Source organism: Streptomyces sp. NPDC093065 (assembly GCF_044754585.1).
In the GTDB taxonomy this organism is placed as follows: domain Bacteria; phylum Actinomycetota; class Actinomycetes; order Streptomycetales; family Streptomycetaceae; genus Streptomyces.
Window position 1 is genome coordinate 463,524 of record NZ_JBIVPJ010000002.1, and the last position, 23,587, is coordinate 487,110.

The 23,587-nt window shown below is 72.3% G+C and carries 21 protein-coding genes; 16 read left to right on the forward strand and 5 right to left on the reverse strand.

Annotation, left to right across the window (positions count from 1 at the left end; genetic code table 11):
- The first annotated feature begins 4 nt into the window (after window positions 1–4).
- Window positions 5–655 (forward strand): TetR/AcrR family transcriptional regulator, encoded by a 651-nt coding sequence (locus ACIQFU_RS05015; RefSeq protein WP_402549017.1) that lies wholly within the window; start codon window positions 5–7, stop codon window positions 653–655.
- Here ACIQFU_RS05015 and ACIQFU_RS05020 read toward each other — a convergent pair.
- Window positions 640–1,668: a class I SAM-dependent methyltransferase gene (locus ACIQFU_RS05020; protein ID WP_402549019.1), complete on the reverse strand. Its 1,029-nt coding sequence runs from the start codon at window positions 1,666–1,668 to the stop codon at window positions 640–642. The genes ACIQFU_RS05015 and ACIQFU_RS05020 overlap by 16 nt on opposite strands.
- Window positions 1,669–2,109: 441 nt before the next feature.
- Here ACIQFU_RS05020 and ACIQFU_RS05025 point away from each other — a divergent pair, with 441 nt between their 5' ends.
- Window positions 2,110–3,099, forward strand: a complete 990-nt coding sequence (locus tag ACIQFU_RS05025; protein WP_402549020.1) for an acyltransferase — start codon at window positions 2,110–2,112, stop codon at window positions 3,097–3,099.
- 81 nt (window positions 3,100–3,180) lie between these two features.
- Here ACIQFU_RS05025 and ACIQFU_RS05030 read toward each other — a convergent pair whose 3' ends face one another.
- The 4 genes from ACIQFU_RS05030 to ACIQFU_RS05045 form a co-directional block, all read right to left on the reverse strand.
- A complete protein-coding gene (locus ACIQFU_RS05030; protein ID WP_402549022.1) occupies window positions 3,181–4,545 on the reverse strand; it encodes a polysialyltransferase family glycosyltransferase in 1,365 nt (454 codons plus the stop codon).
- A gap of 75 nt (window positions 4,546–4,620) precedes the next feature.
- Entirely contained in the window at window positions 4,621–5,586 is a 966-nt protein-coding gene (locus tag ACIQFU_RS05035; protein ID WP_402549023.1) for a glycosyltransferase family 2 protein, read from the reverse strand.
- A gap of 191 nt (window positions 5,587–5,777) precedes the next feature.
- The gene (locus ACIQFU_RS05040; protein ID WP_402549025.1) at window positions 5,778–7,112 is read right to left on the reverse strand and encodes a polysialyltransferase family glycosyltransferase; all 1,335 of its coding nucleotides are present in this window, start codon (window positions 7,110–7,112) and stop codon (window positions 5,778–5,780) included.
- Window positions 7,109–8,098 carry a glycosyltransferase family 2 protein gene (locus ACIQFU_RS05045; protein ID WP_402549026.1) on the reverse strand — a complete coding sequence of 330 codons (990 nt, stop codon included), beginning with the start codon at window positions 8,096–8,098 and terminating at the stop codon, window positions 7,109–7,111. The genes ACIQFU_RS05040 and ACIQFU_RS05045 overlap by 4 nt, the downstream gene beginning before the upstream one ends.
- 198 nt (window positions 8,099–8,296) lie before the next feature.
- Here ACIQFU_RS05045 and ACIQFU_RS05050 point away from each other — a divergent pair, with 198 nt between their 5' ends.
- The 14 genes from ACIQFU_RS05050 to ACIQFU_RS05115 all read left to right on the forward strand — a co-directional run bounded on the left by ACIQFU_RS05050 (window position 8,297) and on the right by ACIQFU_RS05115 (window position 23,509).
- Window positions 8,297–9,652, forward strand: a complete 1,356-nt coding sequence (locus ACIQFU_RS05050; RefSeq protein ID WP_402549027.1) for a DUF6716 putative glycosyltransferase — start codon at window positions 8,297–8,299, stop codon at window positions 9,650–9,652.
- A 50-nt stretch (window positions 9,653–9,702) separates the two neighbouring features.
- On the forward strand, window positions 9,703–11,019 hold the full coding sequence (locus tag ACIQFU_RS05055; RefSeq protein WP_402549029.1) for a cytidylyltransferase domain-containing protein: 1,317 nt from the start codon (window positions 9,703–9,705) through the stop codon (window positions 11,017–11,019).
- Between the two features lie 13 nt (window positions 11,020–11,032).
- Window positions 11,033–11,971 (forward strand): N-acetylneuraminate synthase family protein, encoded by a 939-nt coding sequence (locus ACIQFU_RS05060; RefSeq protein ID WP_402549030.1) that lies wholly within the window; start codon window positions 11,033–11,035, stop codon window positions 11,969–11,971.
- Window positions 11,972–12,014: 43 nt separating this feature from the next.
- Window positions 12,015–13,082: a hypothetical protein gene (locus ACIQFU_RS05065; protein ID WP_402549031.1), complete on the forward strand. Its 1,068-nt coding sequence runs from the start codon at window positions 12,015–12,017 to the stop codon at window positions 13,080–13,082.
- A gap of 57 nt (window positions 13,083–13,139) precedes the next feature.
- The gene (locus ACIQFU_RS05070) at window positions 13,140–13,367 is read left to right on the forward strand and encodes a hypothetical protein (RefSeq protein WP_402549032.1); all 228 of its coding nucleotides are present in this window, start codon (window positions 13,140–13,142) and stop codon (window positions 13,365–13,367) included.
- Window positions 13,364–13,528, forward strand: coding sequence for a hypothetical protein (locus tag ACIQFU_RS05075; protein ID WP_402549033.1), 165 nt, complete (start codon window positions 13,364–13,366; stop codon window positions 13,526–13,528). Before ACIQFU_RS05070 ends, ACIQFU_RS05075 begins: the two co-directional genes overlap by 4 nt.
- A 215-nt stretch (window positions 13,529–13,743) precedes the next feature.
- Window positions 13,744–14,982: a M20 family metallopeptidase gene (locus tag ACIQFU_RS05080; RefSeq protein ID WP_402549034.1), complete on the forward strand. Its 1,239-nt coding sequence runs from the start codon at window positions 13,744–13,746 to the stop codon at window positions 14,980–14,982.
- A 136-nt stretch (window positions 14,983–15,118) separates the two neighbouring features.
- The gene (locus ACIQFU_RS05085) at window positions 15,119–16,162 is read left to right on the forward strand and encodes a BMP family protein (protein WP_402549036.1); all 1,044 of its coding nucleotides are present in this window, start codon (window positions 15,119–15,121) and stop codon (window positions 16,160–16,162) included.
- 299 nt (window positions 16,163–16,461) lie between these two features.
- Window positions 16,462–17,508, forward strand: a complete 1,047-nt coding sequence (locus tag ACIQFU_RS05090; protein WP_402549037.1) for a BMP family protein — start codon at window positions 16,462–16,464, stop codon at window positions 17,506–17,508.
- Window positions 17,509–17,744: 236 nt separating this feature from the next.
- Complete coding sequence (locus ACIQFU_RS05095; protein ID WP_402549039.1) at window positions 17,745–19,412, forward strand: ATP-binding cassette domain-containing protein; 1,668 nt, start codon at window positions 17,745–17,747, stop codon at window positions 19,410–19,412.
- Entirely contained in the window at window positions 19,412–20,536 is a 1,125-nt protein-coding gene (locus ACIQFU_RS05100) for an ABC transporter permease (RefSeq protein ID WP_402549040.1), read from the forward strand. The genes ACIQFU_RS05095 and ACIQFU_RS05100 overlap by 1 nt, the downstream gene beginning before the upstream one ends.
- Window positions 20,533–21,807, forward strand: a complete 1,275-nt coding sequence (locus tag ACIQFU_RS05105; protein ID WP_402549042.1) for an ABC transporter permease — start codon at window positions 20,533–20,535, stop codon at window positions 21,805–21,807. Before ACIQFU_RS05100 ends, ACIQFU_RS05105 begins: the two co-directional genes overlap by 4 nt.
- On the forward strand, window positions 21,804–22,196 hold the full coding sequence (locus tag ACIQFU_RS05110) for a cytidine deaminase (protein WP_402549043.1): 393 nt from the start codon (window positions 21,804–21,806) through the stop codon (window positions 22,194–22,196). Before ACIQFU_RS05105 ends, ACIQFU_RS05110 begins: the two co-directional genes overlap by 4 nt.
- Window positions 22,197–22,231: 35 nt before the next feature.
- Entirely contained in the window at window positions 22,232–23,509 is a 1,278-nt protein-coding gene (locus ACIQFU_RS05115) for a thymidine phosphorylase (protein WP_402549260.1), read from the forward strand.
- The last annotated feature ends 78 nt before the right edge of the window (window positions 23,510–23,587 follow it).

The window sequence follows — 23,587 nt, forward strand, 5'->3', positions numbered from 1 at the left end:
AAGCGTGAGTACGGAACGACGCGCCCCCCTCGACCGCCGACGGGTCGCGGACACGGCGCTGAAGCTGCTGAACGAGGTCGGTCTGGACGGCCTGACCCTGCGCACCATCGCCAGGGAGCTGGACGTCAAGGCGCCCGCCCTGTACTGGCACTTCAAGGACAAGCAGGCCCTGCTCGACGAGATGGCCACCGAGATGTACCGGCGGATGGTCGCCGGGACGCCCCTCGACCCGGCCGACACCTGGCGCGAGCGGCTGCTCAAGGCCAACCGCGGCCTGCGCGCGTCCCTGCTCGCCTACCGCGACGGCGCCAAGGTGTTCAGCGGTTCACGCTTCACCGGCGCGGTGCACGCCGAGTACATGGAGGGCACCCTGCGGCTGTTCACCGCCGCCGGGTTCACCCTCGCGCGGGCGGTCCGGGCGACCACCACGACGTACCAGTTCACCCTCGGCTTCGTCACCGAGGAACAGGGCGTCGTGCCCGTGCCCGGCGAGCGCCGGGAGGGCTACGACGTGGACGAACGCGCCCGCATGCTGGCCGACTACCCTCTGACGGCCGCGGCGGGCGCGGAGATCTTCACGGACTGGGACCGGCACTACGAGGAGTCGCTGGCCCTGGTGATCGCGGGGATCGCGGCGAGCTACGGCCTCGACTGAGCCGGCCCCGCCGCCCTGCCCGACGCGTCGGCCTTCGCCCGCTGCGCCGCCCGGTACCGGCGCACCGCACGGGTGACGAGCGGCGGCAGCAGGTCCAGGGCGAGCCGCCGGGTGCGCTCCCGCGGGGCCGCCCCACGAGCCGCACGGACCGCGCGGGCCGCCGGACGGGCCTGCCCGGCCTGCCCCGGCACCGGCTTGGCGTCCGGCCGGCCCGCGTCCGGCGCCGGAGTGGACGCCGCGGCGGGCGCCGGGTGCCGCGAGGAGGGCAGCGAGGGCGGCCGCAGCCGCTTGCCCTTGGCGCGGGTGCGCACCAGCCGGTGCCCGGCGGCCTGCTCCACGGTCACCGAGATGTCGTCGCGCCCGCGCAGCGCCGCGAGCAGCTCCTCCTGCACGGGCCCCGGGTCGCCCCAGGTGCCGTACAGCTTCTGGCTGCTCAGGCAGACCGGGCGCAGCCCGCGGTTGAGCACCGCCTCCCAGGCCGCGACGGCGACGCCCGGCGTGTGCTCGCTGCGGAAGTCGTCCAGGACGACGACGCCGTCCGGACCCAGCAGCTCCTTCGCCGCGCCGATGTCGCCCTCGACGTGCTCGTACAGGTGCGAGGCGTCGATGTGCACGAAGCGGCAGCTGCCCGGCGCGACCTCGTCGACGACCGCGGAACTGGGCGCCTGGATGATCGTGGGCAGGGCGTCGTGGAAGGAGAGGTAGTTCCGCTCGAAGGCCTGGCGGGTGAGGGAGGAGTACGACTTCGCCGCCTCCGCCCGGTTGGCCGCGTCCGGCGGCTCGGCCCCGAACAGGTCGCAGACGGTGAGCGTCTCGCCGTCCCGCAGCCGGTGCCCGAGCAGGATCGCGCTCTTGCCCAGGTAGGCGCCCAGTTCCAGCAGGTCGCCGCGGGTGTCCAGCCGTTCCTGCCGCTCCAGGAACCAGGAGAACAGCACCTGGTCGAGCGGCCAGAACCAGCCGGGGACGTCGTTGAGCTCACCGGGGTACTCGTGCGTCTCTTGCGCAGTGGCCATGAGGGGAGGATGCCCCCTCGACACCGGAAATGGAGTGGGCACGCGCGATCCGACGGTCAGAAAATCGCACGTATCGCCCAATGCGTCCGGCCCGGCACCTTCCGTGAAGGACGGGAGGCGGCTCCCGCCGTTCACCGGAAGGTCATGTGCACGTGGCCGAAGTTCATCCGGGACGGGTTACCCGCGGGCCGCGTGCCCTCGTAGCGTGCGTCGGTGTGCGCCCGCGCGTTCCGTCGCCGGCCTCCTCGCCCCACCCGTCTCCTCGTCCTGCGAGCCCGGCCGGACCGCCGGCGGGCCGCGCGTCCCGTCCGGGAGTGACCACTCATCGCCGCCGAGCCCCTGACCGCCGCCGAGCCCCTGCGCACACCCGGCCCCGCCGACGCGGGGACACCGGCCCCGCGCGCCCGGGGCGAGCACCGGTACGACATCGACCTGGTCCGGGTGCTGGCCTCGGTCGGCGTCGTCGTCTGCCACGCCGCGGGCGAACTCATGAAGGCCGTGGACCGCGACCCCTCGCGGGGCGGGCCCGTCTACTGGACCGCCCTCGCCGGGGACGCGCTGAGCCGGTGCGCCGTGCCGCTGTTCTTCGCGATCGCCGGCTGGGTGGTGCTCAGCGGGGCGCCGCCCCGTGACGGCACGCAGGTCCGCGGGCGGCTGACCCGCATCGTCGTGCCGATGGCCGTGTGGACCGCCGTCTACCTCCTGTGGGACCGGGCCCGGGGCGCCGGCACCGGCCCCACCCGCGACCTCGCCCTGGACGCGCTCTTCGGCTCCGTAAGGCCCGCCTTCCACCTCTGGTACCTGTACGCCTACGTCCCCGTGATCCTGCTGCTCTCGGTGGCCGTCCTGGTCCGGAACGGCAAGCGGCCCCTGGGCGCGGGCGCCGCGCTGCTCGGCCTGGCCCTCGCCCCGGACCTCCTGGGCGACCTCGGGCGGCTCCTCGACCTCCGTGTGCCCCCGTTCGCCTGGCAGTTCGGCGTCTACCAGATCGCGTACGCCGTCGCGGGTGCCGTCCTGCTGTCACTGCCGGGGTCCGCGGTCGCGGGCCGGCGGCGGCGCCTGCTGTGGCTGGCCGGCGGGCTCTGCGCCTGGGCCGCGGTCGCCGTCTACGAGCACCGGGTGCACTTCCCGGGCCCGTACGGCTCGGTCTGGGTGGCGCTGCTCGCGGGGACCCTGCTGACGGCCCTGAACCGGATCCGGGTGCCCGAGCGGTGGAGGCCGCTGCTCGGCAGGCTCGCCGGGGCCTCCTTCGGCGCCTACCTGGTCCACCTGCTCTTCCTGGAGGCGCTCGCCCCGCGCGTGGTGTCGGCGGACGCGGGCTGGGCGGGCGCCGTGGGCGCGCTCGTCGGGCTGACGGCGGTCACGGTCGTCCTGTCCTTCGCCGCCGCCCTGCTGTGGACGCGGCTGCGGCTCGGCCGCTGGCTGGGCTGAGCCGGGCGCCCGCCCGGCACGCCGGAGCCCTCGCCGGCCGGGCGGGGGCTCCTTGCGTGTCCGGACGGTCCGGCCGTCCGCTCACTTCTTTCCGGCGCCGTGCCGCACCGCCCTGCGCACCACGCGCCCGGCCCGCCGCACCTGGAGCCTGGCGCGCAGCTGCGGGCGGCTGCCGGGCAGGCCCAGCTCGGTCAGCCGCAGCTCGGGGAAGTAGTAGCCGGGGACGGTGGCCAGGTTGGCCCGCAGCCAGGTCTCCGTCGGCTCACGCAGCTCCGCGTACGTCTTGGGCTGCATGCAGAAACCGATCGCCCGCACCAGCGGCGACAACGACGCGGGGGCCGCACCGACGCGCGCGGGGGCCGCACCGCGCTCCAGGTCGGGCACCAGGTGGTCGACGACGGCCAGCGGCACGCGGTTGCTGTTCGGGTACGGCGTGAGCCGCTCCATCACCAGCGCCGTGCCCACCCGGGCGACGGGCACGTCGTAGTAGGCGGACGCGGTCACCATCGCGGTCGAGAAGCAGCCGACGACGAGTTCGGGCGCGCAGTGCCGGTACAGCGTCTCGGCCAGCAGCGGCGCGTCCAGCACCGTCAGCCGTACGCCCGCCTCGGCCGCCGCCTTGCTCAGTGCCGCCGTGTAGCCGGCCGGGGCCGTCGGGTGCGGCTTGAAGACCACGGACCGGTGCCCGGCCCGCGCGGCCCCGTTCAGCATGCGGACGTGGAGGTCCTCTTCCTCCGCCGCGCTCAGGATGTTGATCGCCGCCAGGTACTGGCCGAGCAGCACCGCCGTAGGCCTCTCCCGCAGCACGGGCGCCAGTCCGGGGTCGCCGGCCGCTTCCCGGGCGACCTCGTCGAGCACCGCGCGGAACGAGTCGTCGGGGACGATCACGGGCTCGACGCCGTACTCGGACAGCAGCATCGGCCGCAGGCCCGGTATGAGGTCCAGGTGGAGGAGCCGCTGGATGCGGCGGGCGAGGGTCAGCGGCAGCTTCTCGCGCGTCGGGCCGTAACTCATCAGGCCGTCGGCGTACACGTGCAGCGCGGCCTCGGAGAAGATCGCCGCGAGCGCGCGGGCCGGGTTGACCTGGATCGACTCGACGGCCAGCTCGACCAGGTCCCGTTCGCCGATGCCCCAGGCGAGCCGGAACGCCTTCTGCCACAGGGACACGTCGTTGCCCCTGGGGCCCCAGGCGCTGGGATGGTGCGGGCTTATCGCCTCGTTCCAGCTGACGACGGAGTCGAACCGGCCGGACACCCGCTCGTACCCGTGCATCTCGTGCAGGCCGAGCGCGGTCTCGGGGACCGCCGCGTTGTTGGACGTCAGCAGGATGCGCCGCACCCCGTCGCGCGGGCCGAACAGACCCGCGTCGAGGGCCGCGGCGAGGGTGGCCGCCCCGTACAGGGTGGAGACCTGGAAGATCTGGGTCCTGGGAAACGCGGGGGCCACAGAAGACGCGGACGACGCGGAGGACAGAGAAGACACAGAAGACACAGAAGACGCAGAAGACGTGGGGGACATGGATCAGGCAGCCTTCCGCCCGTCGCGCAGCCGGCCGAGCAGCCTGCCGCGAGTGCCGTCGATGGTGCGGAGGGTCTCCTCCAGTACGTGCTGGGGCATGCGGCGCAGCGCCTCCCGCGCCTCCCGCCGCAGCCGCTGGGCCGCCGAGGACTCGTACTCGCCCACCTTGCCGAGGTGGAAGGCGATCATGGCGCAGTACGTCCGGACGGCCTTGGGCAGGAAGCGCTCGGCCTCCCGGTCCCGCGACAGGTCCTGGAGGAGCATGTCGTAGGCCGGGATGAAGTCCAGCTGGCGGGAGTCCTTGATCTGGGTCAGCGAGGTGGCGACGCCCCGCCGGTAGAACACCCCGTGCAGCCCCACGGACGCGTACGTCGCCGCCTTGAGGTGCAGGCGCCAGATCCACAGGCGGTCCTCGGCCGTGCGCAGTTCGGTCGCGAAGCGCATCCCGCCGTCGGCGAAGAGGTGCCGCCGGTAGATCCCCGCCCAGACGAAGGGGTAGTCGACCATCGTCTCCATGTGGGGCGGCGCTATCCCGTCGCGCGGATCCATCACGGTGTTGCGCAGCCGGGCCGGTGGCCGCCGGATCACCCGCTCGGTGCCGGTGGCCCGGACGTGGTCGGTGCGGGCGAAGTCGCAGCCCAACTCCTCCACGTACCGCACCAGTTCCCGGAGGTGGCCGGGCCCGTACCAGTCGTCGCCGTCGAGGAAGGTGACGTACTCGCCCCGGGCCGCGTCGATACCGCTGTTGCGGGCCTGGGCGATGCCCTGGTTGGTCTCGTGCCGGATCACCCTGGTGTCGGTGCGCCGCTTCGCCCAGCGGTCGATCACCCATGAGGTGGAATCCGTGGAGCAGTCGTCGACGAGCAGGAATTCGAAGTCGGGATCCGCGTTGTTGGCGAGACTTCTCAGGGTGCTTTCGGCGAAGACTTCCACATTGTGCATGGGGACGACGACGGACAGTTTCGGCACACGGGCCTCTCACGCTCGAAGAAGACGGGGATCGGCGATCCGAAACCGGATCGGGGACCGGGGATCGGACCACGGGCCGGAAATCGGACCAGGGACCGGGGATTGGAACAGGCTAGCCACGCCGCCGGGCCCGGCGGTGTCCGGGAAGGCTCGGAAAGGCGAAATCCATTCGTGGACGAGGTGAATTCTTCTCACCCGCCGACCGAGCGCCGGACGGCCCGCGCCCGGCGCACGACCCTGCGGGCCGTGGAGTTGCGCGACAGGAACCCCAGCCGGGCCGGGATGCCGCCCGGCAGACCCAGGGAGGCCAGCCTGCGTTTCTTGAAGTACCGCCGGGTGCGGGCGTCCAGGTGCGTGCGCAGATACGCCTCCGCCGCCGGCCGCAGCTCCGGCAGCACCCTCGGCTGCATCGCGAACCCGACGGCCCGCACGAGCGCGGCGAGCCCCTCGGCGTCCACGTCCCGCCGGCCCTCCGCGACCGCCGCCGGGTCCGACAGGTCCGGCAGGAGCGCGTCCACGAGCGTGGCGGGCACCCGGTTGCCGTTCTCGTACGGCGTCAGCCGGTCGAGCAGCGTCCCGGTGCCGACCCGGGCGACCGGCAGGCCGTACAGGGCGGACGCGGTGAGCAGGGCCGTGGAGAAGCAGCCGACGACCAGCGCCGGACGCGTCCGCTGGAACAGCACCTCGGCCAGGACCGGAGTCTCCACCACCGTGAGGCCCACCCCGAGCCGCTCGGCCTCCCGCTCCAGGACCCGGGTGAACCGGGCCGGGGCCGTGGGATGCGTCTTGAACAGCACGCGCGTGTGCCCGAGCCCGGCGACGCCGGCCAGCATCCGCACGTGCAGGTCTTCCTCCTCCTCGGCGGAGAGGACCCCGAGCGCCGACAGGTGCTGGCCGAGCAGCACCGCGGGCCGCTCCACGTCCGGCAGTCCGGCACCGCCGTCCGCCAGCTCGGCCAGCACCTTGGTGAACGCCGCGGACGGCACGACCTCGGCCCCGACGTCGAACTCCGTCAGCAGCAGCGGCGTGAGCCCCGGCACCAGGTCCAGGTGGAGCAGCCGCTCCACGCGCGTGCCGACCAGCGGGGCGAGCTTGGTGCGGGTGGGGCCGTAGCTCATCAGGCCGTCCGCGTAGACGGTCAGGGGCGCGTCGGTGAAGATCTGCGCCACGGCGAGCGCCGGCGGCACCTGGACCGACTCCACGGCCAGGGCCACGTCGTCCTCGCCCAGCCCCCACGCCCGCCGCAGATGCCGCTCCCACAACGGCACGTCCCCGGGGCGCGGCGACCAGTGGCCGGGGTGGAAGGGGAAGACCGCCTCGTTCCACGACAGCACGTCGTCGAACCGGCCCCGCAGCCGCTCGAACCCGGGCATCGCGTCCAGGGACGGCGTCGTCTCGGGCGTCGCCGCGTTGTTGGCGACCAGCAGGATCCGCCGGCCGGCCGCGTCGAAGCAGCCGGAGTCCAGGGCCGCGGCGAGCGTGGCCGTGCCGTACAGCGTCGACGCCAGGAAGATCTGCGTGGTCACGCCGCCGCCCCCTCGTCCGGCCGGACCGAGACCGCACGGCGGCGCAGCCGGCGCAGCCGCACGGCACGGCCGGCGTCCATCGTGTCGAGCACCTCGTCGAGCGCGTCCTGCGGCATCCGCCGCAGCGCCGCCGCGCTCCTCGCCCGCAGGGCCCGCGCCACGGCGGGCTCGAACCGCTCCACGGAGGCGAGGTGGTGGGAGATGATCGCGCAGTACGTGCGGACCGCCTTCGGCACCAGCCGCGCGGCGTCCGGGTCCCCGGCCGCCCCCGCGAGCACCTCGTCGAAGGCGCGGATGAAGTCCAGTTGGCGCACGTCACCGATCTGCGTGAGCGAGGACGCCACCCCCCGCCGGTAGAACACGCCGAGCAGTCCGGTCACCGCGAAGGACTCCGCCTCCCGGTGCAGCTTCCAGATCCACGGCCGGTCCTCGGCCGTGCGCAGCCCGTCGGTGAAGTGCAGCAGACCGCGCTCGGCCAGCCGGCGGTGGTAGACGCCCGCCCACGCGTAGGCGTAGTCGACCGAGGTGGTGCGGTGCGCGGGCAGGATCGCGTCGCGCGGGCGCAGGGCCGTGTTGCGGCGGCCGTGCGGGACCCGGTGCAGGGTGCGGTTGCGTCCCGTGCACTGCACGTGGTCGGTGCGCACGAAGTCGACGCCCAGCCGCTCGATCGCGGCCACCAGGGCGGCGCAGTGGCCGGGCGCCAGCCAGTCGTCGCCGTCCAGGAAGGTGACGTACTCGCCGCGCGCCCGGTCGATGCCGGTGTTGCGGGCGGTCGCCAGGCCGCCGTTCCGCTCGTGTGTCACCAGCACCGCCCCCGGAAGCTCGCGCTCCGCGCGCGCGAGGAGGTCCGCGGTCCCGTCGGTGGAGCAGTCGTCGACGAGAATGAACTCGAAGTCGTCCCGCGCGTTGGCGCGCAGACTCCGCAGGGTGTCCGGGGCGTATTGCCGCACGTTGTAGAACGGCACGATGACGGAGAGCTTGGGCACGTGAGCGACGTTATGCGACGGCCCGGCATGTGGCTTTACCGTTTCCTTGAATCCGGGTGAACGCGCCGTGGCGAAGCGGTGAAGCGGGAATTTTCCCGGCCCCCGGACGGTGCGGGCCCCCATTCGGCGATGTGCTGTTCACCCTTTGTTGGATTTCGGTTGGGCGGTTCCTAGAAATGGCTTCCTAGCGTCTACGACGTGCCAGCAAGTGCAACGAAGTCCCTCAGAGTCGCCGTCCTGGCGGACTCCGACACCCGGTGGAAATGGGGCGCGCTCACCGCGACCCGTCTCCGCCCCGGGGACACGGAGATCCACCTCGACGGCTACCTCCTGCGCGGCCGGGCCACCCCCACCGCCCGCCAGCTGCGGGAAGTCGGCGTCGAGGCGGACTCGCTCCGCGAGGTGACCGCCGTCGAGTTCCTGCGCGCCATGGCGCAGGCGCCGGGCGAGGAGCCGTACGACGTCCTGGTCCTGGCCCTGGTCGGGGGTGGCGTCCAGGCGATGCTGCACGGGCTCGGCCGCGTCTGGCGGGACCGCGCCGAGCGGCCCGTGGTCGTCACCGGGTACGTCGGCGTCGTCTACGAGAAGCTCGCCGACGGCCTGCTGCTGCGCCACGGAGCCGACCTCGTCCTCGCCAACTCCCGTCAGGACGCGGAGCGTTTCCGCGCCGTGTACGAGGGGGTCGGCGCCGACGCCGGCGCGGTGACCGAGGTCGCCCTGCCCTTCCTGGGCGGAGCCGCCTACGCCGGCGAGCCGGGCGGGGCGGGGGCCGGGGGCGCCGAAGACCGGCGCTGCACGGTCGTCTTCGCCGCCCAGCCCTCCGTCCCGGACAGCCGCAGGGATCGTACGTACCTGCTGGACCGCCTGATCCGGCACGCCCGTCTCCACCCCGAGCGCGAGGTGCTGCTCAAGCTGCGCTCCAAGCCCGGCGAACACACCACGCACATCGAGGAACTGCCCTACCAGAAGCTGGTGCAGCGGGCCGACCCGCCGCCCAACTTCCGCCTGGCCTACGGGCACATGGGCGAGGTCCTCGACCGCACCGACCTGCTGGTCACCGTCAGCTCCACGGCGGCCCTCGAATCCCTGCACCGCCGTGTCCCCACCGTCGTCCTGACCGACCTGGGCGTACGCGAGGCCCTGGGCAACCACCACTTCGTGGGCTCCGGCTGCCTCGCCTCCTGGGACCAGCTCGACGCGGGTCACCGCCCGGAGCCCGACCCCGAGTGGGTCGCCCGGCAGGGCGTGGCGGCCGACGGCGGCTACGAGTCCGCCTTCGACGAGGCCCGGAAGCGCATCGCCGCCCTGCTGGGCCGGCCCGGCGGTCTGCCCCCGCTCGCCCCCTACTACACCCGCGTCACCGCGCCCGGCTACCTCCCCGGCATCCTCGCCCGCCACCACCTCGGCCCCGACGGAACCCCACTGCCCGGCGCGCCGGCCGCCGACAAGCCCCCGGGCCCCGTCCGGCAGGTCGTGCGCCGCGCGGCCCGCGGGGCGTACCGGCACGGCGTCCAGCGGGTGGCCCCGGTGATCCGGCGGATGGGGGAGCTGTGACCGGCCCGACACGGGGCACCGCCCCGACACCTGCGCAAGGAGCAGAACCCATGTCCAACCCGCAAGCGGGCCGGGGCGCTTCGGTGCGCCGGGTGCTCGCCGTGATCCCCGCCCGCGGCGGCTCCAAGGGAGTGCCCGCGAAGAACCTCGCCCCCGTCGGCGGCGTCCCCCTGGTGGTCCGCGCGGTGCGCGAATGCCGGGCCGCCCGCCTGGTGACCGACGTCGTCGTCTCCACCGACGACCAGGCCATCGCCGCCGCCGCCCGCGAGGCCGGCGCCGAGGTCGTGCTGCGGCCCGCCGCCATCGCCGGGGACACGGCCACCTCCGAGGCCGCCGTACTGCACGCGATGGACACCCACGAGGCCCTGTACGGCGCCGCCGTCGACGTGGTGCTGCTCGTGCAGTGCACCAGCCCCTTCATCGTCCGCGAGGACATCGACGGGGTGGCCGGCGCGGTCGCCGAGGACGGCGCGGACACGGCCGTCACCGTCGCCCCGTTCCACGGCTTCGTCTGGCGGGACGGCGCCGACGAGCCGGGCGGGCCCGGCGGCGGCCACGGCGTCAACCACGACAAGTCCTACCGCCCGCGCCGCCAGGACCGCCCCCAGGACCTGCTGGAGACCGGCGCCGCCTACGCCATGGCCGCCCCAGGCTTCCGCGAGCACGGGCACCGCTTCTTCGGCCGCACCGAACTGGTCCGCACCGACCCGGCCCGGGTCCTGGAGATCGACGACCCGCACGACCTGGCCCGCGCCCGCGCCCTCGCGCCGCACTTCGACGCGGCCCTCCCCCACTCTCGGCTTCGCCCGAGCGGGGCGACCCCCGTCGGCGCCCTTCCGACCGCGGCCGACGTCGACGCGGTCGTCCTCGACTTCGACGGCACCCAGACCGACGACCGGGTGCTGATCGACTCCGACGGACGGGAGTTCGTCTCCGTGCACCGCGGCGACGGACTCGGCGTCGCCGCCCTGCGCCGCAGCGGCCTCGCGATGCTGATCCTGTCCACGGAGGTGAACCCGGTCGTCGCCGCCCGCGCGCGCAAGCTCAAGCTCCCCGTGCTGCACGGCATCGACCGCAAGGACCTCGCCCTCAAGCAGTGGTGCGAGGAGCAGGGCGTCGAGCCCGACCGCGTGCTCTACGTCGGCAACGACGTCAACGACCTCCCGTGCTTCGCCCTCGTCGGCTGGCCCGTGGCGGTCGCGAGCGCCCACGACGCCGTACGCGGCGCGGCCCGCGCCGTCACCACCGTCCCCGGCGGCGAAGGCGCCGTACGGGAGATCGCGACCTGGCTCCTGGGCCCGTCACTGGACGCCCTCGACGCCCCCGGAACCACCCTCGAAACCCCCACGCTCACCCAGTCCAGGTAAGGAACCCCCAGCCATGAGCACCAACTCCCGCATCCGCACCTTCGGCACCCGCGAGGCCGGCCCCGGACGCCCCGTCTACGTCACCGGCGAGATCGGCATCAACCACAACGGCGAGCTGGAGAACGCCTTCAGGCTGATCGACGCCGCCGCCGAGGCCGGCTGCGACGCCGTCAAGTTCCAGAAGCGCACCCCCGAGATCTGCACCCCGCGCGACCAGTGGGGCATCGAGCGCGACACCCCCTGGGGCCGGATGACGTACATCGACTACCGCCACCGCGTGGAGTTCGGCGAGGACGAGTACCGGCAGATCGACGAGTACTGCAGGACCAAGAACATCGACTGGTTCGCCTCCCCGTGGGACACCGAGGCCGTCGCCTTCCTGGAGAAGTTCGACGTCCCCGCCCACAAGGTCGCCTCCGCCTCGCTGACCGACGACGAACTGCTGCGCGCCCTGCGCGCCACGGGCAAGACGGTCATCCTCTCCACCGGCATGTCCACCCCGAAGCAGATCCGCCACGCGGTCGAGGTCCTCGGCAGCGACAACATCCTCATGTGCCACGCCACCTCGACCTACCCGGCGCAGGCCGAGGAGCTGAACCTCCGCGTCATCAACACCCTCCAGCAGGAGTACCCGAACGTCCCGATCGGCTACTCCGGCCACGAGACCGGCCTGCAGACCACGCTGGCCGCCGTCGCCCTCGGCGCCGCCTTCGTCGAGCGCCACATCACCCTCGACCGCGCCATGTGGGGCTCCGACCAGGCCGCCTCCGTCGAGCCGCAGGGCCTGACCCGCCTGGTGCGCGACATCCGGACCATCGAGGCCTCCCTCGGCGACGGCGTCAAGAAGGTCTACGACTCCGAGCTGGGCCCGATGAAGAAGCTGCGCCGCGTCCCCGGCGTGGTCGCCGAGGCGGAGATCGCCGCCGCCGCGGGCGAGCCCGTCACCGTCTGACCACCGGCCACCGAGTCACTCACCACGGGACGGTCCCCCACCGATGAGCCCCCGCGCCGGGAACGCCGGCCCCCGCACTCTCGCCTTCGTCGAGAGCCCGGTACAACTGCTGAACGTGCTGGAGTGGGCGCACACCCGCGCACCCGGCGCGGAGCTCACCCTCGTGGTCCTCTCACCCGTCGACCCGATGACCCGCGGCCAGCTGCGCCGCATGGCGGAACTGGCCCGCAAGGACGGTCACGAGATCCGCTGGGAGGAGGCGCGCGGCGGCGCCACGGCCCCCTTCCGCACGATCGGCGGCCTGACGGCCCTGCTGCGCCAGGCGGAACGGATCGTGCTGGGCGACCCGTTCTCCCGTTACGTACAACTGCTCCTCACCATCACTCGCGCCCATGACCTGGTCGTCGTCGACGACGGCACGGCCACGATGGAGTTCGTCACCCAGCTGGCCCACGGCGAGCGCCTGGTGCGCTGGCACCGCAAGGGCAGCCGCCCCGGCCCGCGCGACCTGCTCTTCGCCCCCGTCTCCCGGTCCGCCCGCCACCGCCTCACCCCGACCCCGGACCGCCAGGTCTCGGTTTTCTCCTCCATGCCCATCGAGGACGTCCCCGAAGGCGTCACCGTCACCGCGAACGACTTCGCCTGGACCAGGGACCGCTTCGGCCCGCCCCGCATCACCAAGGGCGCCGACATGGTCGGCACCTCCCTGGTGGAGACCGGCGTCGTCGACGCCGACCGCTACGTGACCGCCGTACGGGACCTGGCGAAGACCCACGGTGCGGCCCGCTACTTCGCCCACCGCCGGGAGGGCGCCGAGAAGCTCCACCGGCTGGCCGTGGAGACGGGCCTGCAGATCGTCCGCCCCGACCTCCCCCTGGAGCTGATCGCCCGCCGCGGTCCGATCGGCCGCACCGTCCTCAGCTTCCCCTCCACCGTCGTCCACACCCTGCCGCTGGCCCTGGCCGGCACCGAGGTCCGCGTCGCCGTCTGCGACGTCGACCCCGCCTGGCTCACCGAGACCGCCTCACCGAGGGCCCGCGGATTCCTGAGCGGGGTCACGGGCTCCGCGCGGGACGTCCACCGGCTGTCGGCCGTCGCGGGGACCGGATAGCCGGCCGGAGCACCCGGCCGCCGGAACCGGCGCCGCCCCACCGCTGTCCGGACAGGTATGGCAAGCGTTCTGTTCCTGGTCCTCACCTTCGCCCCGCTGGTGACGCCCTTCGCCGTCGTGGGCGCCGCCGCGGCACTCGCCCGGCGGGCCCGGTCCGGTGCGCCGGCCGCCGGACGGCACCGCCCGAGCGGGACGACGTGCGCCCTGCTGGCGGTCCTCGGCGGCGGGACGGCGCTCGGCGTGTACAGACCCGTGCGGCCCTCCCCGTCAGCGTGCGCTGCGTGACCGAGGACGGCACGGGCACCGAACTGGTGCCCGGCTGGGTGAACCCGCTGGTCGTCGCCGGACTGGTGCTCTTCGCGTTCGCCGTCGCGCAGGGGGTGCTCGCGGTGGTGCGCCGGTGGTCGCGGCGGACTCGGGCGCGTGGAGAGAGCCACGCGTGGTAACCGTGAGGAAGAGGACGGGTGCCGCCGAGCGGTCGGGGCCGCTTCCCGGTGATCCTCAGGATCGGCTCGGTCGGAAAGGCGGCCGAGTTTACCCAGGCGAGATGATGGCTATGCGTAGGGCGGCCGAGTTTTCTTCCCCTAACGGGCTGAATTTTTGTTGATCGTGGGTCCACCGGTCGCTCGGGCGCCCTACGCTGCAAAGGGTGAACGTGTTGATGTCCCCAGAGTCCGAGGCCGACACTCCCGGTGAAGCGGCGCTGCCCGGCACCTTGCCGGACGCGCTGCGCGCGGAGCTCGTGGCCTTCCGCCGCGACCTCCACATGCATCCCGAGCTGGGCAACCAGGAGTTCCGCACCACCGCCGCGATCAAGGAACGGCTGGAGCGGGCCGGTCTCAAGCCGCGCGTGCTGCCCATCGGCACCGGGCTCGTCTGCGACATCGGCACCGGCACCGACTCGGGACAGTGGTCCGGCGGGCCGCGCATGCTCGCCCTGCGGGCCGACATCGACGCCCTGCCGATCCCGGACAGCAAGACCGACTGCGCCTACCGCTCGCAGGTGCCCGACCGCGCCCACGCCTGCGGACACGACGTGCACACCACCGTCGTCCTCGGCACCGGCCTCGTCCTCGCGGCCCTGCACGAGCAGGGCCTGCTGCCCCGGCCCGTGCGGCTTGTCTTCCAGCCGGCCGAGGAGGTGCTGCCCGGCGGCGCCGCCGACGCCATCGAGGGCGGCGTGCTCGACGGGGTGCGCCGCATCCTCGCCGTGCACTGCGACCCCCGGGTGGACGCCGGGAGGATCGGGCTCAGGGTCGGCCCCATCACCTCCGCCTGCGACCGCATGGAAATCGCCCTGAACGGCCCCGGCGGCCACACCGCCCGCCCCCACCTCACCACCGACCTGGTCACCGCCGCCGCCCGCGTCGCCACCGACGTGCCCGCGCTCGTCGCCCGGCGCGTGGACAGCCGCAGCGGGCTCGCCCTGACCTGGGGGCGGATCGAGTCCGGCCACGCCCCGAACGTCATCCCGCAGCACGCCGAACTCGCCGGCACCGTACGCTGCCTCGACCTCGACGCCTGGCGGCAGGCGCCCGACCTGGTGATGGGCGCCATCGACGAGATCGCCAACCTGTACCGGGCCAAGTCCGAGATCACCTACGTACGCGGCGTCCCCCCGGTCGTCAACGAGGTCACCAGCACCGAACTGCTCCAGGCCGCCATGGTCGCCCGGCGCGGCACCGACGCCGTCGAGGGCACCGAGCAGAGCCTCGGCGGCGAGGACTTCTCCTGGTACCTGGAGCACGTGCCCGGCGCCATGGCCCGCCTCGGCGTGCGCACGCCCGGTGAGCGCACCGTCCGCGACCTCCACCAGGGCGACTTCGACGTGGACGAGCACGCCATCACGGTCGGCGTGGAGATGTTCACCGCGGCGGCGCTCATCGACGCGGTGCAGTAGCCGCACCGGCGGTATCCGGCCAGCGGCACGAATGGATAACGGCGCCGCGCAACCCCGTTCCCAGGAGTTTCTACGCGCGTTAATCTGCGCCGAACCGAGCGCCCGCTGCGGGGCTTTGGAGAATGGGGAACTTCAGATGCGTCGGATATCGAGACTGACCCGTGTCGCGGTGGGGGTCGCGTCACTCGCACTCGCCGCCACGGCCTGCGGCGGCACCAGCAGCGACGGCGGCGACGACGGCGGCGACGACAAGGGCCTCGCCATCGCGTACGACGTCGGCGGCAAGGGCGACCAGTCCTTCAACGACGCCGCGTACAGAGGTCTGGAGCGGGCCGAGAAGGAGTTCGGCTACAAGACCGCCGACATCGAGCCCACCGACGGCGAGACGGACGCCGACAAGGAGCAGCGGCTGTCCTCGCTGGCGAAGCAGGGCTACAACCCCGTCATCGGCGTCGGCTTCGCCTACGGCACGGCGATGACGGCCGTCGCCGCCAAGTACCCGGACACCACCTTCGGCATCGTCGACTCGGTGGTCGAGGGCAAGAACGTCGCGTCCCTCGTCTTCGCCGAGAACGAGGCGTCCTACCTGGCCGGTGTCGCCGCCGCCAAGGCCACCAAGACCAGGACGGTCGGCTTCGTGGGCGGTGTGAACGTTCCGCTGATCCACAAGTTCCAGGCCGGCTACGAGCAGGGCGTCAAGGACACCGACCCGAAGGTCAAGGTCGTCTCGCAGTACCTGACGCAGACCGCGGAGGAGGGCGGCTTCGCGAGCCCCGACAAGGGCAAGGCCGCCGCCGAGGGCCAGATCGAGAAGAAGGCCGACGTCGTGTACGCGGCGGCCGGTCTCTCCGGCCAGGGGGTGATCGAGGCCGCCGCCAAGGCGAAGATCTGGGCGATCGGCGTCGACTCCGACCAGTACAAGCAGGAAGCCCTCGCCACGTACAAGGACTCCATCCTGACCTCCGCCCTCAAGGACATCGACGGAGCGGTCTTCGCCCTGGCCAAGTCCGTCGAGGACGGCAAGCCGCTCACCGGCACCCACACCTTCGACCTGAAGTCCGACGGCGTGGGCCTGTCCGACAGCAACCCGCAGTTCGCCGAGGTCCCGGGCGCCAAGGAGGCCGTGGAGAAGGCCAAGGCGGGCATCGTCGACGGCTCCATCAAGGTCGCGACGGAGTAACCCGGACGGCACGGCGCAGAACCGACGAAGCGGACGGGCGTCCTCGGGCACCCGTCCGCTTCCGCATGCCCGCGGCCCCCGGTCCGTGGGGCCCCGCTCCACGGCGCCTCGGCGTCACACTCCGCCACCTCCCGTTCGCGTCCGGCAAGCCCCGTACCGCCATTCGCGGGTCCTTGCTCACGGGCGGATAACAAGGTGGACAGAAGGGGTTTTCAGGCAGGTCTACGCGCGTTAATCTGCGGCGAAGCCAGCGCCGCAGCCGAACCGTCCCCGGCGCTTGTACGACAGGAGCACCAGACATGCGCCGGATTTCCCGGATCACGGTCGCAGGCGCAGCGACCGCCTCCCTGGCCCTCGCCCTCGCCGCCTGCGGTGGTACCTCGACCGACTCCGGTTCGGAGTCCAAGGGGGACAAGGGCCTCGCCATCGCGTACGACGTCGGCGGCAAGGGCGACCAGTCCTTCAACGACGCCGCGTACGCCGGTCTGGAGAAGGCCAAGAAGGAGTTCGGCTACGCGACGGCCGACGTCGAGCCCACCGACGGTGAGACGAACGCCGACAAGGAGCAGCGTCTCGTCTCCCTGGCCAAGCAGGGCTACAACCCGGTCATCGGTGTCGGCTATGCGTACGCGGCGCCGCTGAAGGCTGCTGCGGAGAAGTACCCGGAGACCACCTTCGGCATCGTGGACGACGCCACGATCGAGGCGAAGAATGTCGCCGACCTGGTCTTCAATGAAGAGGAAGCCTCTTATCTCGCTGGTGTCGCCGCGGCCAAGAGCAGCAAGACCAAGACGGTCGGCTTCGTGGGCGGCGTGGACAATCCGCTGATCCACAAGTTCCAGGCCGGCTACGAGCAGGGCGTCAAGGACACCAACCCCAAGGTCAAGGTGATCTCGCAGTACCTCACCCAGACCGCCGAGGAGGGCGGCTTCGCCAGCCCCGACAAGGGCAAGACCGCCGCCGAGGGCCAGATCGAGAAGAAGGCCGACGTCGTCTACGCGGCGGCCGGCCTGTCCGGCCAGGGCGTGATCGAGGCCGCCGCCAAGGCGAAGATCTGGGCGATCGGCGTCGACTCCGACCAGTACAAGCAGGAAGCCCTCGCCAAGTACAAGGACTCCATCCTGACGTCGGCCACCAAGGACGTCGCCAAGGCCGTGTACAGCCTTGCGAAGTCGGTCGAGGACGGCAAGCCGGAGACCGGTATCGTTCGGGGCGATCTGAAGTCCGGCGAGGTCGGTCTCTCGGACTCCAACCCGAAGTTCGCGGACGACGCCGAGCTCCAGGCAGCCATCAAGACGGCCAAGGAGAAGATCATCAGCGGCGAGATCAAGGTCAAGAGCAGCTGAACGGCTGAGTAGCACCTGCAACACCTCGAACAGCGTGTAACCGCGCCGGCCCGGCCGCACGGCGGGGTACGAGGAGGGCGGCCCGAGAGTCGCCCTCCTCGTACCCCGTCGTGTCGATGCGCCGCCGCTTTTAGATGCCGTAGGGGCGCTACGCGCGTAGACGGCCCCCGTCCACAGGAGAGTGCGCCATCAACGCGTCCAGCAGCCCTCCGGCCGGAGCGGCGGTCAACGAACAGGTGACCGCCGTCGAACTCGCCGGGATCACCAAGCGATTCCCCGGAGTCGTGGCCAACCACGACATCCACCTCACCGTCCACAAGGGCACCGTCCACGCCCTCGTCGGCGAGAACGGCGCCGGCAAGTCGACGCTGATGAAGATCCTCTACGGCATGCAGAAGCCGGACGAGGGCACCATCGCGGTCGACGGCGAGAAGGTCTCCTTCTCCTCGCCCGCCGACGCCATCGCGCGCGGTATCGGCATGGTCCACCAGCACTTCATGCTCGCCGACAACCTCACGGTCCTCGAGAACGTCGTCCTCGGCAGCGAGAAGCTGTACGGCATCGGCTCCAGGGCCCGCCGCAAGATCAAGGAGCTCTCCGAGCGGTACGGCCTCGGCGTGCGCCCCGACCTGCTGGTCGAGGAGCTCGGCGTCGCCGCCCGCCAGCGCGTGGAGATCCTCAAGGTCCTCTACCGCGGCGCCCGCACGCTGATCCTCGACGAGCCGACGGCCGTCCTGGTGCCGCAGGAGGTGGACGCCCTCTTCGACAACCTGCGCGAGCTGAAGGCCGAGGGCCTGTCCGTCATCTTCATCTCCCACAAGCTGGGCGAGGTCCTCTCGGTCGCCGACGAGATCACCGTCATCCGCCGCGGCACCACGGTCGGTACGGCCGTGCCCGCCGAGACCACGCCCCGCCAGCTCGCCGAGCTGATGGTCGGCAGCGAACTGCCCACCCCTGAGACGGCGGAGTCCACGGTCACCGACCGCGCGGTCGTCACCGTCGACACGCTGCGCCTGGCCGCGCCCGGCGGCAAGGCCCTGCTCGACGACATCTCCTTCACCATCCACGCCGGCGAGGTACTGGGCATCGCCGGCGTCGAGGGCAACGGCCAGACCGAACTGGTCGACGCGCTCATCGGCCTGCGCCACGCCGACTCCGGCACCATCCGCTTCCTCGACCAGGACATCACCGCGCTGCCCACCCGCAAGCGCCGCGAGCAGGGCGTCGGCTACATCCCCGAGGACCGCCACCGCCACGGCCTGCTCCTGGAGGCCCCCCTCTGGGAGAACCGCATCCTCGGCCACGTCACCGAGAAGCCCAACAGCAAGGGCGTCTGGCTGGACCTCAAGAACGCCCAGCAGGACACCCGCCGCATCGTCGAGACGTACGACGTCCGCACCCCCGGCATCGACGTCACGGCGGCCTCCCTGTCCGGCGGCAACCAGCAGAAGCTGATCGTCGGCCGCGAGATGAGCCACAATCCGCGCTTCCTGATCGCCGCCCACCCCACCCGCGGTGTGGACGTCGGTGCGCAGGCCGCGATCTGGGACCACATCCGCGAGGCCCGCCGCGAGGGCCTCGCGGTGCTGCTGATCTCCGCCGACCTGGACGAGCTGATCGGCCTGTCCGACACCCTCCGCGTGATCTACGACGGCAAGCTGGTCGCCGACGCCGACCCGGCCACCATCACCCCCGAGGCACTCGGCTCGGCGATGACCGGCGCCGCCTCCGGACACCTGGAGGACGAGGAGACCCCCGGGGCCCCGGCCGGCCCGGCCGATGTGTCGAAGTCCCCGAAGTCCCCTGAGTCCCCGGACGCCCCAGAGCCGTCCGAGCCGTCCGAGTCGCTCAAGTCCCCCGAGGCCCCTGAGTCCCCCGAGTCTCCGGAAGACGAGGCCCGCTGATGAAGAAGTTCGACAAGGAGCGCGTGCTCCTCGCGGTGGCCGGACCGGTCATCGCGCTCGCCGTGGCCTTCGTGCTCAGCGCGATCGTCCTGATCGCCTCGGGCAAGAACCCGGTCGAACCGTTCGCCCTGATGTTCGAGCAGGCCGGTTTCTCCGACATCCAGGTCCTGATCGTCAACCAGGCCTCGCTGTACTACATCGCGGCCCTCGCGGTGGCCATCGGCTTCCGGATGAACCTGTTCAACATCGGCGTCGACGGCCAGTACCAGCTCGCCGCCATGATGGCCGCGGTCGTCGGTGCCCACGCCAACCTGCCGGCCGTCCTCCAGGTCCCGCTGCTGCTCCTGACCGCCGTCCTCACCGGAGCCTTCTGGTCCGGCATCGCCGGTGTCCTCAAGGTGACCCGCGGCGTCAGCGAGGTCGTCGCGACGATCATGCTCAACGCGATCGCCACCTCGCTCATCGTCTACATGTGGAAGCCGGACGTCTTCGGCGTCAAGGTCGGCAACAACAGCACCACCGGCGAGATGCACGAGTCCGGCTGGATCCCCGGCTTCGACATGGGCGCGGCCGGCGAGATCTACGGTCTGCTGGTCCTCGCCGTCCTCCTCGGCATCGGCTACTGGGTCGTCCTCAACCGCACCCGCTTCGGCTTCGACCTGCGCGCCTCCGGCGCCTCCGAGTCCGCCGCGGCGGCCAGCGGCGTCGACCCCAAGCGCATGGTGCTCACCGCGATGCTCATCTCCGGCGCCCTGGCCGGTCTCGCGGGCCTGCCGATCCTCATGGGCGACACCCACACCTACAGCCTCAACTTCCCCACCGGGGTCGGCTTCCTCGGCATCGGCATCGCCCTGCTCGGCCGCAACAGCCCGGTCGGCATCGCCTTCGCCGCCCTGCTGTGGGCCTGGCTCGACAAGGCATCGCCCGAGCTGGACTACCACGGCTTCGACAAGGAGATCGCGGTCATCATGCAGGGCCTGATCGTCCTCTCGGTCGTCGTCTCCTACGAGGCCGTCCGTGAGTGGGGCCTGCGCCGCCAGCAGCGCCGGGTCGGCGCGGAGCTGGCCGCCGGTCACGTCCTCGGCGCCACCGACAACTCGAAGCAGGAGGTGGCCGGCCGATGACCGCTCCGACCACAGCGACCGACGTCAACCAGCCCTCACTGCAGCCCGGGGCACCGACCGGCCGCCGCATGTCGTGGCCCGTGCTGCTCCTGGTGATCGCCGGGGCCCTGGCGCTGACCTCGATCGTCCGCCTGATCACGGGCGCCAACGGCATCACCAACGTCAGCCAGATGTCCACCGCGCTCCAGCTCGCCGTGCCGATCGGCCTCGCCGGTCTCGGCGGTCTGTGGGCCGAGCGCGCGGGCGTCGTCAACATCGGCCTCGAGGGCATGATGATCCTCGGCACCTGGTTCGGTGCCTGGGCCGGCTTCCAGTGGGGTCCGTGGACCGGCGTTCTCGTCGGCATCGCCGGCGGCTGCCTCGGCGGCCTGCTGCACGCCATCGTGACGATCACCTTCAACGTCAACCACATCGTCTCCGGTGTGGCCATCAACATCCTCGCCCTCGGCGCCACCCGCTACCTCGCCCCGCTCGCCTTCGAGGGCCACCAGGGCGGCTCGGCCAAGCAGTCCCCGCCGGTCGACTCCCTGGGCCACTTCTCGATCCCGGGCCTGTCCGGCTGGCTGGACAGCCTCAACGACCGGCACTGGTTCTTCGTCTCGGACGTCGCCGGGCTGCTCGGCGGCCTGGTCACGAACGTCTCCTGGCTCACCCTGATCGCCGTCGCCCTGATCCCCGCCACCTGGTGGATCCTGTGGCGCACCCCGTTCGGCCTGCGCCTGCGCTCCTGCGGCGAGAACCCGATCGCCGCCGAGTCGCTCGGCGTCAACGTGTACAAGTACAAGTACCTGGCCGTGATCATCTCCGGCGGCCTGGCCGGCCTCGGCGGCGTCTTCCTCTCCATCGTGGCCAACCCCTTCTACCTGGAGGGCCAGACCAGCGGCCGCGGCTACATCGGCCTCGCGGCGATGATCTTCGGCAACTGGATGCCGGGCGGCCTCGCCATCGGAGCCGGCCTCTTCGGCTACACCGACAGCCTCAACCTGCGCGGCGGCTCCGCCAACGTGCACGCCCTGCTGCTGCTCGGCGCGCTGCTGCTGGTCGCCGGCGCCATCTGGCTGGCGATCCGCAAGAAGTACGTCAAGGCCGCGATCACCTTCGTCGTCGGCGCCCTGGTCTTCGCCTGGTACGCCGGCACCAACGAGGTTCCCAGCCAGGTCGTCTCCGCCACGCCGTACGTCGTCACCCTCGTCGTCCTCGCCCTGTCCGCGCAACGGCTGCGGATGCCCAAGGCGGACGGCATGCAGTACCGCAAGGGCCAGGGCAAGTGACCGGGCCCGACTGGGAGGAGCTGCGCACGGCGGCCCGGGACGCCATGTCCCGGGCGTACGCCCCCTACTCCGGGTACGCCGTGGGCGCCGCGGCCCTGGTCGACGACGGCCGCACGGTCACCGGCTGCAACGTGGAGAACGCCAGCTACGGCATCGGCCTGTGCGCCGAGTGCGGGCTCGTCTCCCAGCTGCAGGTGACCGGCGGGGGCCGGCTGACGCACTTCGTCTGCGTCGACGGCGAGGGCGAGGTACTCGTCCCGTGCGGCCGCTGCCGCCAGCTGCTGTACGAGTTCGGCGGCCCGGAGCTGCTCCTTGAGACCCCGGAGGGGGTCCTCCCGCTGTCCCGGATGCTCCCGCAGGCCTTCGGCCCCGACCACCTCACGAAGTAATCCCGCACCACCGTTAGGAAGAGCCAGACATGGCCATGGACGTCATCTCCGTCATCCGCACCAAGCGGGACCGCGGCGAGCTCAGCGGCGAGCAGATCGACTGGGTCATCGACGCCTACACGCGCGGCGAGGTGGCCGACGAGCAGATGGCGTCGCTCGCGATGGCGATCCTGCTCAACGGCATGAACCGCGGCGAGATCGCCCGCTGGACGGCCGCGATGATCGCCTCGGGCGAGCGCATGGACTTCTCGTCCCTGTCCCGCCCGACCGCCGACAAGCACTCCACGGGCGGCGTCGGCGACAAGATCACGCTGCCGCTGGCACCCCTGGTGGCGGCGTGCGGCGCGGCCGTCCCGCAGCTCTCCGGCCGGGGCCTCGGCCACACCGGCGGCACGCTCGACAAGCTGGAGTCCATCCCGGGCTGGCGCGCCCTCCTCTCCAACGAGGAGATGCTGGACGTCCTGGACACCACCGGCGCGGTGATCTGCGCGGCGGGCGACGGGCTCGCGCCCGCCGACAAGAAGCTGTACGCGCTGCGCGACGTCACCGGCACGGTGGAGGCGATCCCGCTGATCGCGTCCTCCATCATGTCGAAGAAGATCGCCGAGGGCACCGGCTCCCTGGTCCTGGACGTGAAGGTGGGCTCCGGCGCCTTCATGAAGACGATCGAGGACGCCCGCGAGCTGGCCTCCACCATGGTCGGCCTCGGCACCGACCACGGCGTCAGGACGGTCGCGCTCCTCACCGACATGGCCACGCCCCTCGGCCTGACCGCGGGCAACGCCCTGGAGGTCCGCGAGTCGGTCGAGGTCCTGGCCGGCGGCGGCCCCTCCGACGTGGTCGAGCTGACCCTCGCCCTGGCCCGCGAGATGCTCGACGCGGCGGGCCTGAAGGACGCCGACCCGGCGAAGGCGCTGGCCGACGGCTCCGCCATGGACGTCTGGCGCCGCATGATCGCGGCCCAGGGCGGCGACCCGGACGCGGCCCTGCCCACGTCGAAGGAGCAGCACGTGGTGAAGGCGGCCTCCTCCGGCGTCCTGACCCGCCTCGACGCCTACGACGTCGGCGTCGCAGCCTGGCGCCTGGGCGCGGGCCGCGCCCGCAAGGAGGACCCGGTGCAGGCCGCCGCGGGCGTCGAGCTCCACGCCAAGCCCGGCGACACGGTCACCGCGGGCCAGCCCCTCCTGACCCTCCACACGGACACCCCGGACCGCTTCGAGTACGCGCTCGCGGCGGTGGAGGGCGCGTACGACGTCGCCCCGGCGGGTACCGCCTTCACCGCCTCGCCGGTGGTGCGGGAGCGCATCGCCTGACCTGCGCCCGCGGCCGGAGGCCGCTGATGTCACAGCCCATTCGGGTGAACGGGACCGGTGGACCTGTGCCGGTCCCGT

Coding starts and splice junctions, on each gene's coding strand:
- ACIQFU_RS05070 (WP_402549032.1), top strand. CDS start 13,140: ATGGCAAGCGTTCTGTTCCTGGTCCTCACCTTCGCCCCGCTGGTGACG.
- ACIQFU_RS05020 (WP_402549019.1), bottom strand. CDS start 1,668: ATGGCCACTGCGCAAGAGACGCACGAGTACCCCGGTGAGCTCAACGAC.
- ACIQFU_RS05090 (WP_402549037.1), top strand. CDS start 16,462: ATGCGCCGGATTTCCCGGATCACGGTCGCAGGCGCAGCGACCGCCTCC.
- ACIQFU_RS05085 (WP_402549036.1), top strand. CDS start 15,119: ATGCGTCGGATATCGAGACTGACCCGTGTCGCGGTGGGGGTCGCGTCA.
- ACIQFU_RS05105 (WP_402549042.1), top strand. CDS start 20,533: ATGACCGCTCCGACCACAGCGACCGACGTCAACCAGCCCTCACTGCAG.
- ACIQFU_RS05055 (WP_402549029.1), top strand. CDS start 9,703: ATGTCCAACCCGCAAGCGGGCCGGGGCGCTTCGGTGCGCCGGGTGCTC.
- ACIQFU_RS05060 (WP_402549030.1), top strand. CDS start 11,033: ATGAGCACCAACTCCCGCATCCGCACCTTCGGCACCCGCGAGGCCGGC.
- ACIQFU_RS05080 (WP_402549034.1), top strand. CDS start 13,744: ATGTCCCCAGAGTCCGAGGCCGACACTCCCGGTGAAGCGGCGCTGCCC.
- ACIQFU_RS05100 (WP_402549040.1), top strand. CDS start 19,412: ATGAAGAAGTTCGACAAGGAGCGCGTGCTCCTCGCGGTGGCCGGACCG.
- ACIQFU_RS05065 (WP_402549031.1), top strand. CDS start 12,015: ATGAGCCCCCGCGCCGGGAACGCCGGCCCCCGCACTCTCGCCTTCGTC.
- ACIQFU_RS05115 (WP_402549260.1), top strand. CDS start 22,232: ATGGACGTCATCTCCGTCATCCGCACCAAGCGGGACCGCGGCGAGCTC.